Origin of the sequence: Pseudomonas sp. FYR_7 (genome assembly GCF_043106155.1) — a bacterium.
Classification (GTDB): Bacteria; Pseudomonadota; Gammaproteobacteria; order Pseudomonadales; family Pseudomonadaceae; genus Aquipseudomonas; species Aquipseudomonas parafulva_B.
This window is the reverse complement of sequence record NZ_JBICMI010000067.1, coordinates 1-17,328: the sequence shown is the minus strand read 5'-3', so window position 1 is coordinate 17,328 and position 17,328 is coordinate 1. Positions and strand designations below refer to the sequence as shown.

The window sequence follows — 17,328 nt, the reverse complement described above, 5'->3', positions numbered from 1 at the left end:
GAGGAGACCGCGCGTGACCGCAAGCCTGTTCCGACGATGATCCTGAACGCCCCTGTAACGCCGTTCTCCGTCCACTTATCCACAGGCCCTGTCATGCACGATTACGTCAACTGGCTACGCCACGCTTCTCCTTACATCAACGCCCACCGCGACTGCACCTTTGTGGTGATGCTTCCCGGCGATGGGGTTGAACACCCCAACTTCGGCAATATCGTCCACGACCTGGTGCTGCTGCACAGCCTTGGGGTGCGTCTGGTCCTGGTACACGGCTCTCGCCCTCAGATCGAGACCCGCCTGGCTGAACGTGGCCTGGCAGCGCACTACCACCACGGCTTGCGTATCACCGATGCCGCTACCCTGGATTGCGTGATCGACGCGGTAGGTGCGCTGCGCCTGGCTATCGAGGCGCGGTTGTCAATGGACATTGCCGCCTCGCCCATGCAGGGCTCGCGCCTGCGGGTGGCCTCCGGCAACCTAGTCACCGCGCGGCCGATCGGCGTGCTCGAAGGCGTGGATTTTCATCACACCGGCGAAGTGCGTCGGGTAGACCGCAAGGGCATCAGCCGCCTGCTCGACGAGCGCTCCATCGTGTTGCTCTCGCCGCTGGGCTATTCGCCAACCGGCGAGATCTTCAACCTTGCCTGCGAAGACGTGGCCACCCGTGCGGCCATCGAACTGGGCGCTGAGAAGTTGGTGCTGTTCGGCGCAGAACCTGGTCTGCTGGATGAGCATGGCCGCCTGGTGCGCGAATTGCGCCCTCAACAGGTTGCGCCGCACTTGCAGCGCCTGGGCAGCGACTACCAGGCCGAGCTGCTCGATGCCGCTGCCCAGGCGTGCAAGGGCGGCGTGGCACGCAGCCACATCGTCAGCTATGCCGAGGACGGCGCGCTGCTGACCGAACTGTTCACCCGGGGCGGTGGCGGTACGCTGGTGTCCCAGGAGCAGTTCGAGATCGTACGGGAGGCCACCATCGAAGACGTCGGCGGCCTGCTCGACCTGATCAGCCCGCTGGAAGAACAAGGCATCCTGGTTCGCCGTTCACGTGAAGTGCTGGAGCGGGAAATCGAGCAGTTCAGCGTGGTGGAGCGCGAAGGCATGATCATCGCGTGCGCAGCGTTGTATCCGATTGCAGAGTCCGATGCGGGTGAGCTGGCATGCCTGGCGGTGAATCCGGAGTACCGCCATGGCGGGCGCGGGGATGAGCTGCTGGCGCGTATCGAAAGCCGGGCACGGGAGATGGGGTTGAGCACCTTGTTCGTGCTCACAACACGCACGGCGCATTGGTTCCGCGAACGCGGCTTCTCGCCCAGTGGCGTCGAGCGGCTGCCGGCGGCACGGGCTTCGCTGTACAACTTCCAGCGCAATTCGAAGATCTTCGAAAAGCCGCTGGGCTGAGGCGCTCTGCGCCTGCGTGCCTTAAATGAAAACGCCGCCTTGATGGGCGGCGTTCTGGTTTACACGGTGTGCAGATACCAGTTGTACTCGAGGTCGGAGATCGAATGTTCGAACTCCTCCAGCTCGCTTTCCTTGCACGCGACGAAGATGTCGATGTACTTCGGATCGATGTACTTGTTCAGGATTTCGCTGTCATCCAACTCGCGCAGCGCATCACGCAGGTTGTTCGGCAGGCTCTGTTCCAGCTGCTCGTACGAGTTGCCTTCGATAGGCTCCCCAGGCTCGACCTTGTTGGTCAGGCCATGGTGAACGCCTGCCAGCACGGCCGCCATCATCAGGTACGGGTTGGCATCGGCGCCAGCCACGCGGTGCTCAAGGCGCACAGCATCGGGCGAGCCGGTCGGTACGCGCAGCGCCACGGTGCGGTTGTCCAGGCCCCAGCTTGGCGCATTGGGCACGTAGAACTGCGCGCCAAAGCGGCGATAGGAGTTGACGTTCGGGCACAGGAACGCCATGGACGCAGGCAGGGTCTCGAGCACACCGCCGACAGCGTGACGTAGCGCGGCGTTCTGCTCGGGATCCTCGCTGGTGAAGATGTTGTTGCCATCTTTGTCCAGCACGGAAATGTGTACATGCAGACCATTGCCTGCCTGCCCTGGGTAGGGCTTGGCCATGAAGGTGGTGTCCATTTCATGGTCGTAGGCGATGTTCTTGATCAGGCGCTTGAGCAGCACGGCGTAGTCGCACGCCTTGAGCGGGTCCGGCACATGGTGCAGGTTGACTTCGAACTGAGCCGGGGCGCTTTCCTTGACGATGGCATCGGCAGGAATACCCTGTTCCTTGGCCCCTTCGAGGATGTCCTGCAGGCAGTCGGCATACTCGTCCAGGTCATCGATCAGGTAGACCTGGGTCGATTGCGGACGCTTGCCGGAAATGGGCGAGCGCGGCGGCTGCGGACGGCCGTTCACGTTCTCCTGGTCGATCAGGTAGAACTCCAGCTCGAACGCGGCGCAGATGGTCAGGCCCATGTCGTCGAACTTGCTCACCACCTGGCGCAGCACTTCACGCGGGTCAGCGAAGAAAGGTTCGCCTTCGAGCTCGTGCATGGTCATCAGCAGCTGGGCAGTAGGGCGTTTTTGCCACGGCTCGTTGGAGAGAGTGTCAGGGATCGGATAGCAGATGCGGTCTGCATCGCCGATGTCCAGGCCCAGCCCGGTGCTTTCGACGGTGGAGCCATTGATATCCAGTGCAAACAGGGAGGCCGGCAGGTTGATGCCTTTCTCGTAAACCTTGTGGAGGCTGGTGCGCTCTATGCGCTTGCCGCGCACCACACCATTCATATCTGCAATCAGAAGGTCAACGTAGAGAACCTCAGGATGTTCCTTAAGGAACGCGTTCGCTTCGTTAAGCTGAACGGCACGCGGGGGTACCGACATGATGCAACACCTTTGTTGTTAAAAATATCAATCAAGGGGGGCTTGCAGGACCAGTCAATCGAAAAGCCATACTGATGTCAAGCCAACCCCATGATGCCCTGAAATGGCACATCTACGGCAGATTTGCTGCATATCGGGGCACGGCATTATCCGCTATTTTTCTGGAAAAGCGCTATCGCGAGCACTGCGTCGTTTATTTTTTACGCAGGTGTTGTGTAAAAAAATGAACGGCGCTAAGCTCCGATTCAACCCAAAACAGAATAATGCGAGGGTCTCATGGTCCGCCTGCCGCGACCTGGAAGCGCTGCCAATGCAGTGCAGTCAGGCTGTTCAGTCATGTTTGCCAGGCCTGCCAACCGCGTGGGGGCAGTGCTCGCAATAATTGACGTCTGGCATGCCCGGCCCCGCCTTCATGGCACCTCATCTCTACGCTTCGCTTCTTTCTGCCGTTACACATCGCCTCGGGCACACGTGGTTTCAGTGTATCCACCGTCCGCCTGCGCGGGGGTTTTGCTTTAGCCATCCACTGCATCCAGAATCAAGGCGCGGACCACCTTACCTCCTGAGGTATTTATGAGTAACAACCTCGACCAGCTCACCGATTGGTTGAAAGAGCACAAGATCACCGAAGTCGAATGCCTGATCAGCGACTTGACCGGCATCACGCGCGGCAAGATTTCGCCTACCAACAAGTTCATCGCCGAGAAGGGCATGCGCCTGCCCGAGAGCGTGTTGCTGCAGACAGTGACCGGCGACTATGTCGACGACGACATCTATTACGAGCTGCTGGACCCTGCAGACATCGACATGATCTGCCGGCCTGACGAGAATGCCGTGTTCCTGGTGCCATGGGCCATCGAGCCGACCGCACAGGTCATCCACGATACCTACGACAAGAAGGGCAACCCCGTAGAGCTGTCGCCGCGCAACGTGCTCAAGAAGGTGCTCAAGCTGTACGCTGACAAGGGTTGGCAGCCCATCGTCGCGCCCGAGATGGAGTTCTACCTGACCAAGCGCAGCGAAGACCCTGACTTCCCGCTGCAACCGCCGGTGGGCCGTTCGGGGCGGCCCGAAACCGGGCGCCAGTCCTTCTCCATCGAAGCTGCGAACGAATTCGACCCGCTGTTCGAGGATGTCTATGACTGGTGCGAATTGCAGCAGTTGGACCTCGACACGCTGATCCACGAAGACGGCACGGCGCAGATGGAAATCAACTTCCGTCACGGCGATGCCCTGCACCTGGCCGACCAGATACTGGTGTTCAAGCGCACCATGCGCGAAGCGGCGCTCAAGCACAACGTGGCAGCCACCTTCATGGCCAAGCCCATGACCGGCGAGCCTGGCAGCGCGATGCACCTGCACCAGAGCGTGGTCGACGTAACCACCGGCAAGAATATCTTCAGCAATGAAGACGGCAGCATGAGCACGCTGTTTCTGAACCACATCGGCGGCCTGCAGAAATTCATTCCCGAAGCGCTGCCGCTGTTCGCGCCGAACGTGAACTCGTTCCGCCGCTTCCTTCCGGATACCTCGGCACCGGTGAACGTGGAGTGGGGCGAGGAAAATCGTACGGTAGGCCTGCGCGTGCCTGACGCCGGCCCGCAAAGCCGGCGCGTCGAAAACCGCCTGCCGGGTGCGGATGCCAACCCGTACCTGGCCATCGCCGCGAGCCTGCTGTGTGGCTACATCGGCATGGTCGAAGGTATCGAGGCCAGCGCCCCGGTCCAAGGGCGGGGTTACGAGCGCCGCAACCTGCGCCTGCCGCTGACCATCGAGGACGCCCTGGAGCGCATGGAAAACAGCCGCGCCCTGGAGCAGTACCTGGGCAAGAAATTCATCGCCGGCTACGTGGCCACCAAGCGTGCCGAGCACGAGAACTTCAAGCGCGTCATCAGTTCCTGGGAGCGTGAATTCCTGCTGTTCGCAGTTTGATCAACCTCGGCCCCGCAGGCGCGCGGCCGTCCGTCAACGGAGAAGCACATGAGCCTGAACAACCCGCAAACCCGTGAATGGCAAGCCCTCAGTGGCGAGCATCACCTCGCGCCTTTCAGCGACTACAAGCAGCTCAAGTGCAAGGGGCCGCGCATTATCACCAAGGCGCAGGGCGTGCATTTGTGGGACAGCGAGGGGCACAAGATTCTCGACGGCATGGCTGGCCTGTGGTGCGTGGCCGTGGGGTATGGGCGTGAGGAGCTGGTTCAGGCGGCAGAGCGGCAGATGCGTGAGCTGCCCTACTACAACCTGTTCTTCCAGACCGCCCATCCTCCGGCGCTGGAGTTGGCCAAGGCGATCACCCAAGTGGCGCCCGAGGGCATGAGCCATGTGTTCTTCACCAGTTCAGGCTCCGAAGGCAACGACACGGTGCTGCGCATGGTTCGCCATTACTGGGCACTCAAGGGCAAACCGAGCAAGCAGACCCTGATCGGCCGGGTCAACGGTTATCACGGCTCCACCGTGGCCGGCGCCAGCCTGGGCGGCATGAGTGGCATGCACGAGCAAGGCGGCCTGCCCATCCCGGGCGTGGTGCACATCCCCCAGCCGTACTGGTATGGCGAGGGCGGTGACATGACACCGGAGGCGTTCGGGGTCTGGGCTGCGGAGCAACTGGAAAAGAAAATTCTCGAAGTCGGCGAGGACAACGTCGCAGCGTTCATCGCCGAGCCCATCCAGGGCGCAGGTGGCGTGATCATCCCGCCAGACACCTACTGGCCGAAGATCAAGGAAATTCTGGCCCGTTACGACATCCTCTTTGTGGCCGACGAAGTCATTTGCGGCTTCGGGCGAACAGGGCAGTGGTTCGGCTCGGATTTCTACGACCTCAAGCCCGATCTGATGACCATCGCCAAAGGCCTTACCTCCGGTTACATCCCCATGGGCGGTGTGATCGTGCGTGACAAGGTGGCCAAGGTGCTCAGCGAAGGTGGGGATTTCAATCACGGCTTCACCTATTCGGGGCATCCTGTGGCTGCCGCAGTGGGCCTGGAAAACCTGCGCATCCTGCGCGACGAACAAATCGTCGAGAAAGCGCGCACCGAAGCGGCACCGTATTTGCAAAAGCGTCTGCGTGAGTTGCAGGACCACCCGCTGGTGGGCGAGGTGCGCGGTGTTGGCCTGCTCGGCGCGATCGAGCTGGTCAAGGACAAGGCGACCCGCAGCCGTTTCGAAGGCAAGGGCGCGGGCATGATCTGCCGTAATTTCTGCTTCGACAATGGTCTGATCATGCGGGCTGTTGGCGACACGATGATCATCGCGCCACCTCTGGTCATCAGCCCGGCCGAGATCGACGAACTGGTGGAAAAGGCACGTAAATGCCTGGACCTGACGCTCGAAGCGATTCGCTGACAGCTAGCGATGTGACATTAAGTCGTTACAAGGGCCAGGTTTCCTTGAAACCGGGCCTTGTAACTTGCCAGACTAGCGGCTGCTTCAGTCGCCCACACGCGTGTACTGCGGGACCCGGCTTCTGAACGGATAGCTAATCGAACACTCTGGAGCATGACGCATGAAGAATATGGGCAAGACGTTGTTGGCCGCCGCGCTGATGGGCGCAGTGGTCGGGGCTGTACAGGCTGAAGACAAGGTACTGAACGTCTACAACTGGTCGGACTACATCGCTCCGGACACCATCGCCAAGTTCGAGAAAGAGTCGGGCATCAAGGTCAAGTACGACGTGTTCGACAGCAACGAAACCCTGGAGGCCAAGTTGCTGGCCGGCAAGTCCGGCTATGACATCGTGGTGCCTTCCAACAACTTCCTGGCCAAGCAGATCAAAGCTGGCGTCTACCAGGAACTCGATCGCACCAAGCTGCCCAACTGGAAGAACCTCGACGAGGACCTGCTCAAGGCCGTGGGCGATGCCAGTGACCCGGGCAACAAATACGCCTTCCCCTACATGTGGGGCTCGATCGGCATCGGCTACAACCCCGAGAAGGTCAAGGCCGCGCTGGGCGTGGACAAGATCGACTCCTGGGACGTGGTCTTCAAGCCAGAGAACATCGCCAAGCTCAAGAGCTGTGGCGTGAGCTTCCTTGATGCCCCAACCGAAATGCTGCCAGCTGCCCTGCATTACCTGGGCCTGCCGACCAACAGCACCAAGAAGGAAGACCTCAAGGCTGCCGAGGACCTGTTCCTCAAGATCCGTCCTTCGATCACCTACTTCCATTCCTCCAAGTACATTGGCGACCTGGCCAACGGCAACATCTGCCTGGCAGTCGGCTACTCGGGTGACCTGGAACAGTCCAAGACCCGCGCCCACGAGGCGGGGGACAAGGTCAAGCTGGACTACGTGATTCCGAAAGAAGGCGCCGGCACCTTCTATGACATGGTTGCCATGCCCAAGGATGCCGAGCACAAGGAAGCGGCCTACAAGTTCATGGACTTCCTGATGCAGCCGCAAGTCATGGCCGAAATCACCAATGCCGTGCGCTTCCCCAACGGCAACAAGGCCGCGACCGCCTTCGTGGACAAGGAAATCACCAGCGACCCAAGCATCTATCCGTCCGCTGAAGTGAAAAAGCAGCTGTACGCCATTGCCGCCCCTGAGGCAGCAGTGCAACGGGTGATTACCCGCAGCTGGACCAAGATCAAATCGGGCAAATAAGCCTGATGTAGCATTTTCGGGCCGGGTATTCCCGGTCCGAAACCAGTGAAAGGCAATTGAACATTGCGGCATCGAAGCTGCGAAGGTAAGTTGCGCGCCGGTTTTGCGTGTGCGGCAGCATTGTCGCTACCCAGACACTGATTGTGAGGACCACCCACTTGTCCAATTCTGTATTACGCAAGGCCATGATGGCTGCAGCGAGCCTGACGCTGGCATGCAGCGTCCAAGCGGCGCCTACGGTGCATTTCTACAACTGGTCCGACTATATCGGCCCTGATACCCTCGCGGGCTTCGAGAAAGCCACGGGCATCAAGCCGGTGCAGGATGTCTTCGATTCCAACGAGACCCTGGAAGGTAAGCTGCTGGCCGGCAGGACCGGCTATGACGTGGTCGTGCCTTCCAACCATTTCCTGGGCAAGCAGATCAAGGCGGGCGCTTTCCAGAAGCTCGACAAGACACTGCTACCCAATTACGCGAACCTTGATCCTGCGCTGATGAAGCGTCTGGAGAAGAACGATCCGGGCAACCTGTATGCCGTGCCTTACCTGTGGGGCACCAATGGCATCGGGTACAACGTCGACAAGGTCAAGGAGGCACTTGGCGTCGATACCATCGATTCCTGGGCGGTGCTGTTCGAACCCGAGAACATGAAGAAGCTGTCCAAGTGCGGTGTGGCCTTCCTCGACTCGGCGGACGAAATGCTACCGGCCGTCCTCAACTACATGGGCCTGGATCCCAACAGCACCAACCCCAAGGATTACGCCAAGGCCGAGCAGAAGCTGCTGGCGGTGCGCCCCTACGTGACCTACTTCCATTCGTCCAAGTACATCACCGACCTTGCCAACGGCAACATCTGTGTCGCGGCGGGTTTCTCGGGTGATGTGTTCCAGGCCAAGGCCCGCGCCGAAGAGGCGAAGAAGGGCGTGAACCTGGCTTATGCCATTCCCAAAGAAGGCGGCAACCTCTGGTTCGACGTGCTGGCGATCCCCAAGGACGCCAGGAACGTGGAGCAGGCGCATGCCTTGATCAACTATTTGCTGAAACCTGAGGTTATCGCCCAGGTCAGTGATTACGTCGGTTATGCCAACCCTAACTCGAAGGCTGGCGACCTGATGGACCAGGCCGTGAGGACTGACGCTGCGGTCTATCCACCGCAGGATGTGCTGGACAAGATGTTCGTGAACTCAGAGCTGCCGCCCAAGGTGCAGCGCCTGATGACCCGCAGCTGGACCAAGGTCAAGTCGGGCAAGTAATCCACCTCACCTGCGCGACCTGCCTGGCAGGCCGCGCGGGCACAAAAATCTTGTTGGGAGTTTCACTCATGGCAGTTGCCTCCGGCGCCTATAAGAAAGCCCTCGAGGGTGGCCAGCAACCCAAGCAGGTGCTGGTCAAGATCGACCGGGTCACGAAAAAATTCGACGAAACGGTAGCGGTGGACGATGTGTCCCTGGAAATCCGCAAGGGCGAAATCTTCGCCTTGCTCGGCGGTTCCGGCTCCGGTAAGTCGACCTTGCTGCGCATGCTGGCAGGCTTCGAACGCCCCACCGAAGGGCGCATCTTCCTGGACGGTGTGGACATCACCGACATGCCGCCCTACGAGCGGCCGATCAACATGATGTTCCAGTCCTACGCCCTGTTCCCGCACATGACCGTGGCGCAGAACATCGCCTTCGGCCTGCAGCAGGACCGCTTGCCCAAGGCCGAGGTCGACGCCCGCGTGGCCGAGATGCTCAAGCTGGTGCACATGACCCAGTACGCCAAGCGCAAACCGCATCAGCTCTCCGGTGGCCAGCGCCAGCGCGTGGCCTTGGCTCGCTCCCTGGCCAAGCGCCCCAAGCTGTTGCTGCTGGACGAGCCGATGGGCGCCCTGGACAAGAAGCTGCGTTCGCAGATGCAACTGGAGCTGGTGGAAATCATCGAGCGCGTCGGTGTGACCTGCGTGATGGTGACCCACGACCAGGAAGAGGCCATGACCATGGCCCAGCGCATCGCCATCATGCACCTGGGATGGATCGCTCAGATCGGCTCGCCGGTGGATATCTACGAAACCCCGACCAGCCGCCTGGTCTGCGAATTCATCGGCAACGTCAACCTGTTCGATGCCGAGGTGATCGACGATGCCGAAGGTCATGCCCTGATCGCCTCGCCTGAACTTGAGCGCAAGATCTACGTCGGGCATGGTGTTTCCACCTCCGTGGAAGACAAGCACATCACCTATGCGCTGCGCCCGGAAAAGATGCTGGTCACCACTGTCCAGCCTGACTTCGAGTACAACTGGTCGCGCGGCAAGATCCATGACATCGCCTACCTGGGCGGTCATTCGGTGTTCTACGTGAAGCTACCCAGTGGCAAGGTGGTGCAGTCGTTCGTCGCCAACGCCGAGCGCCAAGGCGCGCGCCCTACGTGGGACGATGAAGTCTACGTATGGTGGGAAGACGACAGCGGCGTGGTACTGCGGTCATGAAGCTGCGCAAGCTCAAGCGAGCGTTCCGGCGCATCACCCCTGAGGGGCGGCACCTGGTGATCGGTGTTCCTTTCGTGTGGCTGTTTCTGTTCTTCATGCTGCCGTTCTTCATCGTCCTGAAGATCAGCTTCGCCGAAGCTGACGTGGCGATCCCGCCTTATACCGAGATCTACAGCTACGTCGAGGACAAGATCCAGTTGGTGCTCAACCTGGCCAACTACGGTTTGCTGACCGAGGACGACCTGTATATCTCGGCCTACCTGGGTTCGCTTAAGATGGCGTTCATCAGCACGCTGCTTTGCCTGCTGATCGGCTACCCGATGGCCTACGCCATCGCCAATGCCAAGAAGGAAACCCAGACCGTCCTGCTGCTGCTGATCATGATGCCGACCTGGACCGCGATCCTGATCCGCGTGTATGCCTGGATGGGCATTCTCAGCAACAACGGTTTGCTCAACGGCTTTCTGATGTGGACCGGGCTGATCGACCAGCCGCTGCAGATCCTGAACACCAACCTGGCGGTGTATATCGGCGTGGTCTATTCCTACCTGCCGTTCATGATCCTGCCCTTGTTCGCCAACCTGGTGAAGCATGACCCAAGCCTGCTCGAAGCGGCATCCGACCTGGGCTCGAGCACCTTCAACAGTTTCTGGAAAATCACCGTGCCGCTGTCGAAAAACGGCATCATCGCCGGTTGTATGCTGGTGTTCATCCCCGTGGTGGGCGAGTTCGTGATCCCCGAGCTGCTCGGCGGTCCGGAAACCCTGATGATCGGCAAGGTGTTGTGGCAGGAGTTCTTCAACAACCGTGATTGGCCGGTCGCCTCCGCGCTGGCGGTGGTGATGCTGGCGATCCTGATCGTGCCGATTCTGCTGTTCAATCGCAGCCAGGCCAAGGAAATGGAGGGCAGGGCATGAAGCGCTTCGGTTTTTCCAAGCTGATGCTGGTGTTCGGCTTGCTGTTCATTTACCTGCCGATGGTGATTCTGGTCATCTACTCGTTCAACGCCTCCAAGTTGGTGACGGTGTGGGGCGGGTGGTCGGTGAAGTGGTACGTCGGCCTGCTGGACAACACCCAGCTGATCGGCTCGGTGATGCGCTCGCTGGAAATTGCCTGCTACACGGCGGTGGCAGCGGTTGCGTTGGGCACCATGGCCGCTTTCGTGCTGACCCGGGTCACCCGCTTCCGCGGGCGCACCTTGTTCGGCGGCCTGGTCACTGCGCCGCTGGTGATGCCTGAAGTCATCACCGGTCTGTCGCTGTTGCTGCTGTTCGTGGCCATGGCGCAATTGATCGGTTGGCCGCAGGAGCGTGGCGTGGTCACCATCTGGATCGCCCACACCACCTTCTGTGCCGCCTATGTGGCGGTTGTCGTGTCGGCGCGGTTGCGTGAACTGGACCTGTCGATCGAGGAAGCGGCCATGGACCTGGGAGCCAAGCCGTGGAAGGTGTTCTTCCTGATCACCATCCCCATGATTGCGCCATCGCTGGCGGCCGGCGGCATGATGTCGTTCGCGCTGTCGCTCGATGACCTGGTGCTTGCAAGCTTCGTGTCCGGGCCAGGCTCGACCACGTTGCCCATGGAAGTGTTCTCGGCGGTGCGCCTGGGCGTGAAGCCCGAGATCAACGCCGTGGCCAGCCTGATTCTGCTGTCCGTTTCGCTGGTCACGTTCTTCGTCTGGTACTTCAGCCGCCGTGCCGAAGAACGCCGGCGCAAGGCCATCCAACAGGCCATCGAAGAGGGTGCGGCGGCCAACGCCTCGCAGCCGCAGGTACGACGCCCGGCGCCGGTGGCGCCGATCTGATTGAGGCGTAGCTGCTCGCTTGCAGACGATCAGCTACGCCCGACCCAGCGCCCGTGATCTTGAGAGAATGCGGTACTGACACAATTGCTGGAGCTCGCTATACCTGACCTAACAAAGCCGCCCAGGGGCCTGAAGTAGGCAGGGCCTCTAGTACTCCAATAAGAATTATGGAACCCCGGCTTACCTGGCGAATCGCATGCATGAATCTTTTGCGCGCAAGAAAGGAGCCTCCATGACGTTGTCGCGTGTGCTGCTGGTCACCGGCTTGGGGGTGCTGGGCTTGCTCACGGGCTGCAGCAAGAGTGAGCCCGAAGGAACCCTGCCTCGCGTGGGGGTGCAGACTGTCCAATCTGCTGATTTCGCTGCCAGGGTGACCCTGACCGGTGATATCCAGGCGCGTGTGCAAACCGACCTTTCTTTCCGCGTAGGCGGCAAGATCATCGCGCGCGCGGTGGATGTGGGCGATCACGTCAAGGCCAAGCAGGTGCTGGCGCGGCTTGACCCCAAGGACCTGCAGAACAACGTCGCCTCGGCCAAGGCCGAGGTGTTCGCCGCCCAGGCGCGTGTAACCCAGACCCAAGCCGCCTTCGTCCGCCAGCAGAAACTGCTGCCCAAGGGCTATACCAGCCAAAGCGAATACGATGCTGCCCAGGCCTCGTTGCGCAGTAACCAGAGCGCGTTGAAGGCCGCACAGGCTCAGCTGGCGAACGCCAACGAGCAGTTGAGCTATACCGCGCTGATATCAGAGGCCGATGGTGTGATCACCGAGCGCCAGGCCGAGGTAGGCCAAGTGGTGCAAGCGACCATGCCGATCTTCAGCCTGGCCCGGGATGGCGAGCGTGATGCGGTGTTCAACGTCTATGAGTCCCTGTTGGCAGGCACCCCGAGCGATGCCAGCGTGGTGGTCAGCCTGCTGGACGATCCCAAGGTACAAGCCCGTGGGGCGGTGAGGGAAATCACGCCCACCGTCTCGGCTCAGAGCGGTACGGTACAGGTCAAGGTCGGTCTGCAGGACGTTCCGCCTGCCATGCAGTTGGGCGCGCCCGTCACCGTGACCACGCAGGGGCGGGGCAAGCCGAGTGTCGAGCTGCCTTGGTCGGCACTGACCAAAGGCCTGAAGAAACCCGCCGTATGGATCGTGGGTGAGGGCGACAAGGTGCAGTTGCGGGAAGTCGAAGTGAGCCGCTACCTGACCGGCACCGTAGTCATCGGCAAAGGCCTCGACGGTGGCGAAGTCGTCGTGGTGACCGGCGGGCAGCTGCTGCACCCCGGTATGAAAGTTGAAAAAGTCCCCGCCAAAGCGCCGGAGAGCCCGCTATGAAGCCTTGGCTGACACTGATGTGTGCCGGTGTGTTGCTTGTCGGGTGCGGCAAGCAAGAGCAGCCGCCAGAGCCGGTTCGCCCCGTGCTGTCGGTAGTGGTGCAACCTCAGTTGCAGGCCCGCCTGGGCCGCTTTGCAGGCGTCATCGAAGCGCGCTACGAAAGTACCTTGGGCTTTCGCGTAGGCGGTCGCATCGCACGCCGTTGGCTGGACGTCGGTGCCCAGGTCAAAGCGGGCGATACGCTGGCCACGCTGGATCCGACCGACCAGCAAAACCAACTGCGTGCAGCTGAAGGCGACTTGGCCAGGGTGCAGGCGCAGTGGATCAACGCGCAGTCCGACGCCCGCCGGCAACAACAGTTGTACGACCGCGGCGTGGGTGCTCAGGCGCAGCTGGACATCGCCCAGACCAACCTGAAAACAGCCGGCGCCACGTTGGAGCAGGCCAGGTCCTCGGTCAGTCAGGCCCGTGATCAGCTTGGCTACACCACGCTGCGCAGCGATCATGCGGCGGTGATCACCGCTTGGCAGGCCGAGGCTGGGCAAACCGTCACCGCTGGGCAGGCGGTGGTCAAGCTGGCCAGGCCAGACGTGAAGGAAGCCGTGATCGACCTGCCCATTGGCATTGCCGAGCAGTTGGCCCCGGACCTGACCTTCACCGTTGCCTCGCAGCTCAACCCTGCCGTCAACACCACCGCCACCTTGCGCGAGCTCGAGCCCAAGGCTGATGCCACCACCCGCACCCGGCGTGCGCGGCTGACCTTGGCCAGCACCCCTGAAACCTTCCATCTGGGGACTGCCGTCAGCGTCACCCTCAGCTCGCAGGTTTCTCCGCGCAGCGAACTGCCGGCCAGCGCTCTGCTCGAGCGCGATGGCAAGACCCAGGTGTGGGTCGTCGAACCTCAACAGAAAACTGTCGCTTTGCGCGACGTGACCCTGATCGACCGAAACGAAGACCGCATCGTCGTCTCATCAGGCGTACAGCCTGGGGAGCGGGTGGTGATCGCCGGCGTCACTAGCCTCAAGCCTGGCCAGCAGGTCACCTTCGACGAGGATGCGCAATGAAAGGAAGCTTCAACCTGTCCGAATGGGCGCTCAAGCATCAGTCGTTCGTGTGGTACCTGATGTTCGTCGGCCTGCTCATGGGCATCTTTTCGTACTTCAACCTCGGTCGCGAAGAAGACCCGTCCTTCACCATCAAGACCATGGTGATCCAGACTCGCTGGCCTGGCGCTACCCAGGAGGAGACGCTGCTGCAGGTCACCGACCGGATCGAGAAGAAGCTCGAGGAGCTCGATTCGCTCGACTACACCAAGAGCTATACCCGGCCAGGTGAATCAACGGTGTTCGTCTACCTGCGCGACACCACCAAGGCAGACGACATACCGCAGATCTGGTACCAGGTACGCAAGAAGATCCAGGACATTCGCGGCGATTTCCCCGAGGGCTTGCAGGGCCCTGGCTTCAACGATGAATTCGGCGACGTATTCGGTTCCATCTACGCTTTCACCGCCGACGGGCTGAGCCTGCGTCAGTTGCGTGATTATGTGGAGCGGGTGCGGGCCGAGGTCCGTGAAGTGCCCAATATCGGCAAAATCGAAATGGTCGGTATCCAGGACGAAGTGCTCTACCTGAACTTCTCCACCCGCAAGCTCGCTGCCTTGGGTATCGACCAGCGTCAGGTGATGCAGGCTTTGCAGACGCAGAACAGCGTGACGCCAGCGGGCGTGATCGAGGCCGGGCCGGAGCGTATCTCCGTACGGACCAGCGGGCAGTTCGCCTCGGAAAAGGACCTTGAGAACGTCAACCTGCGCATCAACAACCGCTTCTACCGCCTGGCAGATGTTGCTCAGGTCGAGCGCGGCTATGCCGATCCGCCTGCGCCAATGTTCCGCTACAACGGCAAGACGGCCCTGGGCCTTGCCATCGGCATGCAGAAGGGCGGCAACATCCAGGAGTTTGGCAAGGCCCTGAAGCAGACCATGCAGCGCATTACCAACGAGCTTCCGGTAGGCGTCGATGTGCACACGGTGTCCAACCAGGCCACAGTGGTGGAGAAGGCCGTCGGTGGCTTCACTAGCGCGCTGTTCGAGGCGGTGATCATCGTATTGGCCGTCAGCTTCGTCAGCCTTGGCGTACGTGCAGGCCTGGTGGTGGCGTGCTCGATCCCGCTGGTGCTGGCCATGGTGTTCGTGTTCATGGAATACAGCGGCATCACCATGCAGCGTATCTCGCTGGGTGCGTTGATCATTGCGCTGGGGCTGCTGGTCGATGACGCCATGATCACGGTGGAGGTCATGGTCACACGCCTTGAGATGGGCGAGAGCAAGCAGGATGCCGCGACGTTCGCCTATACCTCCACGGCCTTTCCCATGCTCACCGGTACGCTGGTGACCGTGGCCGGTTTCGTGCCGATCGGCCTGAACGCCAGTTCGGCCGGCGAATACACCTTTACGCTGTTCGCAGTCATTGCCGTGGCGCTGTTGGTGTCGTGGGTGGTCGCCGTGTTCTTCGCCCCCGTGCTGGGTGTGCACATTCTCAACGCCCGGAAGGTGAAGTCCCATGATGACAAGCCGGGCAAGGTGGCCCGGGCGTTCGAACAGGGTTTGTTGTGGAGCATGCGCCACCGCTGGTTGACCATCATCGGCACCGTGGTGCTGTTCGCCCTGGCAGTGTTCTGCATGCGCTTCGTACAGAACCAGTTCTTCCCTGCATCGGACCGTCCGGAAATCCTGGTCGATCTGAACCTGCCACAGAATGCGTCGATCCAGGAAACCCGCAAGGTGGTCGACCAGCTGGAGGCAACGCTCAAGGACGATGAGAGCATCGACCACTGGAGCACCTACATCGGCCAGGGTGCGGTGCGCTTCTACCTGCCATTGGACCAGCAGTTGCAGAACCCCTACTACGCGCAGTTGGTCATCGTGAGCAAAGGCCTGGAGGAGCGCGGTGAACTCATCGCCCGCCTGCAGAAGCGCCTGCGCGAGGATTTTGTGGGTATCGGCTCGAACGTCCAGTCGCTGGAAATGGGGCCTCCGGTGGGGCGGCCGATCCAGTACCGGGTCAGCGGCAAGGACATCGACCAGGTGCGCAAGCATGCCATCGAGCTGGCGACGCTGCTGGACAAGAACCCCAACATCGGCGAAATGATCTACGACTGGAACGAGCCGGGCAAAGTGCTGCGCATCGATATCGCCCAGGACAAGGCCCGTCAGCTGGGGTTGTCGTCGGAAGACGTGGCCAATGTGATGAACAGCATCGTCACCGGCGTACCCGTCACCCAAGTCAACGACGATATCTATCTGATCGATGTGGTGGCCCGCGCCGTGGACAGCGAGCGGGGCTCCCCCGATACGCTGCAAAACCTGCAGATCCTAACGCCCAATGGCACCTCGATCCCGCTGCTGGCGTTTGCCACCGTGCGCTACGAACAGGAGCAGCCCCTGGTCTGGCGCCGCGATCGCAAGCCGACGATCACACTCAAGGCCTCGGTCAACGGCGATATCCAACCCACGGACCTGGTGGCCCAGCTCAAGCCGGATATCGACAAATTCGCTAGCCAGTTGCCCACCGGCTATGAGATTGCAACCGGCGGTACGGTGGAAGAGAGCGGCAAGGCCCAGGGGCCCATCGCTAAGGTGATCCCGCTGATGCTGTTCCTCATGGCCACGTTCCTGATGATCCAATTGCACAGTGTGAAGAAGCTGTTCCTGGTGATCAGCGTGGCGCCATTGGGGCTCATCGGCGTGGTGTTGGCGCTGGTGCCGACCGGCACGCCAATGGGCTTCGTGGCGATTCTGGGTATTTTGGCGCTGGCCGGCATCATCATTCGCAACTCGGTGATTCTGGTGACCCAAATCGATGAGTTCGAAGCCCAGGGATACTCGCCTTGGGACGCCGTGGTCGAGGCGACCAACCATCGTCGCCGGCCGATTCTGCTGACTGCTGCCGCCGCCAGCCTGGGCATGATCCCGATTGCCCGCGAGGTGTTCTGGGGCCCGATGGCCTACGCCATGATCGGCGGCATCATCGTGGCGACCTTGCTCACGCTGCTGTTCTTGCCGGCGCTGTATGTAGCGTCCTACAAGATTCGGGAGCCTCGTCAGGAAGGTTGAGGCGCGATACGCGTCGCTTGCCAGCTGGGCCGCAAAGCGGCCCCGATATTGCGCGCTACGAAGCTGAAACCCTGGGGCTGCTGCGCAGCCCATCGCGGCGCAAGGCCGCTCCCACACGGGGGGGCGCTGGACCCTAGATGCGGTGAAAGGCAGTTGCTTCCGCAATCGCACTACTTCAGCCATCCCACGATCAC

Annotated in this window: 12 protein-coding genes; 11 read left to right on the top strand and 1 reads right to left on the bottom strand. The window is 61.1% G+C overall.

The genetic code is table 11. The features are described 5' to 3' along the window. Window positions 1-93: 93 nt before the first annotated feature. The gene (argA, locus tag ACF8R3_RS16255; RefSeq protein ID WP_058602839.1) at window positions 94-1,395 is read left to right on the top strand and encodes an amino-acid N-acetyltransferase; all 1,302 of its coding nucleotides are present in this window, start codon (window positions 94-96) and stop codon (window positions 1,393-1,395) included. Between the two features lie 59 nt (window positions 1,396-1,454). Here the strand turns inward: argA and ACF8R3_RS16250 are convergent, their stop codons facing one another. Further along, on the bottom strand, window positions 1,455-2,831 hold the full coding sequence (locus ACF8R3_RS16250; protein ID WP_023532636.1) for a glutamine synthetase family protein: 1,377 nt from the start codon (window positions 2,829-2,831) through the stop codon (window positions 1,455-1,457). Window positions 2,832-3,404: 573 nt separating this feature from the next. Between ACF8R3_RS16250 and ACF8R3_RS16245 the strand changes: the two genes are divergently transcribed. The 10 genes from ACF8R3_RS16245 to ACF8R3_RS16200 all read left to right on the top strand — a co-directional run bounded on the left by ACF8R3_RS16245 (window position 3,405) and on the right by ACF8R3_RS16200 (window position 17,134). After that, window positions 3,405-4,763 carry a glutamine synthetase family protein gene (locus ACF8R3_RS16245; protein ID WP_058602841.1) on the top strand — a complete coding sequence of 453 codons (1,359 nt, stop codon included), beginning with the start codon at window positions 3,405-3,407 and terminating at the stop codon, window positions 4,761-4,763. A 48-nt stretch (window positions 4,764-4,811) separates the two neighbouring features. Continuing rightward, window positions 4,812-6,173 (top strand): aspartate aminotransferase family protein, encoded by a 1,362-nt coding sequence (locus ACF8R3_RS16240; protein ID WP_392515891.1) that lies wholly within the window; start codon window positions 4,812-4,814, stop codon window positions 6,171-6,173. 160 nt (window positions 6,174-6,333) lie between these two features. Continuing rightward, window positions 6,334-7,431 carry a polyamine ABC transporter substrate-binding protein gene (locus ACF8R3_RS16235; RefSeq protein ID WP_058638177.1) on the top strand — a complete coding sequence of 366 codons (1,098 nt, stop codon included), beginning with the start codon at window positions 6,334-6,336 and terminating at the stop codon, window positions 7,429-7,431. A gap of 158 nt (window positions 7,432-7,589) precedes the next feature. Then, a complete protein-coding gene (locus ACF8R3_RS16230; protein ID WP_078479327.1) occupies window positions 7,590-8,684 on the top strand; it encodes a polyamine ABC transporter substrate-binding protein in 1,095 nt (364 codons plus the stop codon). Window positions 8,685-8,752: 68 nt separating this feature from the next. Then, a complete protein-coding gene (gene potA, locus ACF8R3_RS16225) occupies window positions 8,753-9,895 on the top strand; it encodes a polyamine ABC transporter ATP-binding protein (protein WP_058602845.1) in 1,143 nt (380 codons plus the stop codon). Further along, window positions 9,892-10,812, top strand: coding sequence for an ABC transporter permease subunit (locus ACF8R3_RS16220; protein ID WP_058638175.1), 921 nt, complete (start codon window positions 9,892-9,894; stop codon window positions 10,810-10,812). The genes potA and ACF8R3_RS16220 overlap by 4 nt, the downstream gene beginning before the upstream one ends. Continuing rightward, window positions 10,809-11,699, top strand: a complete 891-nt coding sequence (locus tag ACF8R3_RS16215) for an ABC transporter permease subunit (protein WP_023532426.1) — start codon at window positions 10,809-10,811, stop codon at window positions 11,697-11,699. Before ACF8R3_RS16220 ends, ACF8R3_RS16215 begins: the two co-directional genes overlap by 4 nt. Before the next feature lie 232 nt (window positions 11,700-11,931). Continuing rightward, window positions 11,932-13,020, top strand: a complete 1,089-nt coding sequence (locus ACF8R3_RS16210; protein WP_326383335.1) for an efflux RND transporter periplasmic adaptor subunit — start codon at window positions 11,932-11,934, stop codon at window positions 13,018-13,020. Then, window positions 13,017-14,084 (top strand): efflux RND transporter periplasmic adaptor subunit, encoded by a 1,068-nt coding sequence (locus ACF8R3_RS16205; RefSeq protein WP_392515890.1) that lies wholly within the window; start codon window positions 13,017-13,019, stop codon window positions 14,082-14,084. The genes ACF8R3_RS16210 and ACF8R3_RS16205 overlap by 4 nt, the downstream gene beginning before the upstream one ends. Beyond that, entirely contained in the window at window positions 14,081-17,134 is a 3,054-nt protein-coding gene (locus ACF8R3_RS16200; protein WP_058638172.1) for an efflux RND transporter permease subunit, read from the top strand. Before ACF8R3_RS16205 ends, ACF8R3_RS16200 begins: the two co-directional genes overlap by 4 nt. Window positions 17,135-17,328 lie beyond the last annotated feature (194 nt).

Bases quoted from the DNA above. Each gene is read 5' to 3' on its own strand.
- argA (WP_058602839.1), top strand. From the start codon at position 94: ATGCACGATTACGTCAACTGGCTACGCCACGCTTCTCCTTACATCAAC.
- ACF8R3_RS16235 (WP_058638177.1), top strand. From the start codon at position 6,334: ATGAAGAATATGGGCAAGACGTTGTTGGCCGCCGCGCTGATGGGCGCA.
- potA (WP_058602845.1), top strand. From the start codon at position 8,753: ATGGCAGTTGCCTCCGGCGCCTATAAGAAAGCCCTCGAGGGTGGCCAG.
- ACF8R3_RS16245 (WP_058602841.1), top strand. From the start codon at position 3,405: ATGAGTAACAACCTCGACCAGCTCACCGATTGGTTGAAAGAGCACAAG.
- ACF8R3_RS16250 (WP_023532636.1), bottom strand. From the start codon at position 2,831: ATGTCGGTACCCCCGCGTGCCGTTCAGCTTAACGAAGCGAACGCGTTC.
- ACF8R3_RS16220 (WP_058638175.1), top strand. From the start codon at position 9,892: ATGAAGCTGCGCAAGCTCAAGCGAGCGTTCCGGCGCATCACCCCTGAG.
- ACF8R3_RS16210 (WP_326383335.1), top strand. From the start codon at position 11,932: ATGACGTTGTCGCGTGTGCTGCTGGTCACCGGCTTGGGGGTGCTGGGC.
- ACF8R3_RS16205 (WP_392515890.1), top strand. From the start codon at position 13,017: ATGAAGCCTTGGCTGACACTGATGTGTGCCGGTGTGTTGCTTGTCGGG.
- ACF8R3_RS16215 (WP_023532426.1), top strand. From the start codon at position 10,809: ATGAAGCGCTTCGGTTTTTCCAAGCTGATGCTGGTGTTCGGCTTGCTG.
- ACF8R3_RS16200 (WP_058638172.1), top strand. From the start codon at position 14,081: ATGAAAGGAAGCTTCAACCTGTCCGAATGGGCGCTCAAGCATCAGTCG.
- ACF8R3_RS16240 (WP_392515891.1), top strand. From the start codon at position 4,812: ATGAGCCTGAACAACCCGCAAACCCGTGAATGGCAAGCCCTCAGTGGC.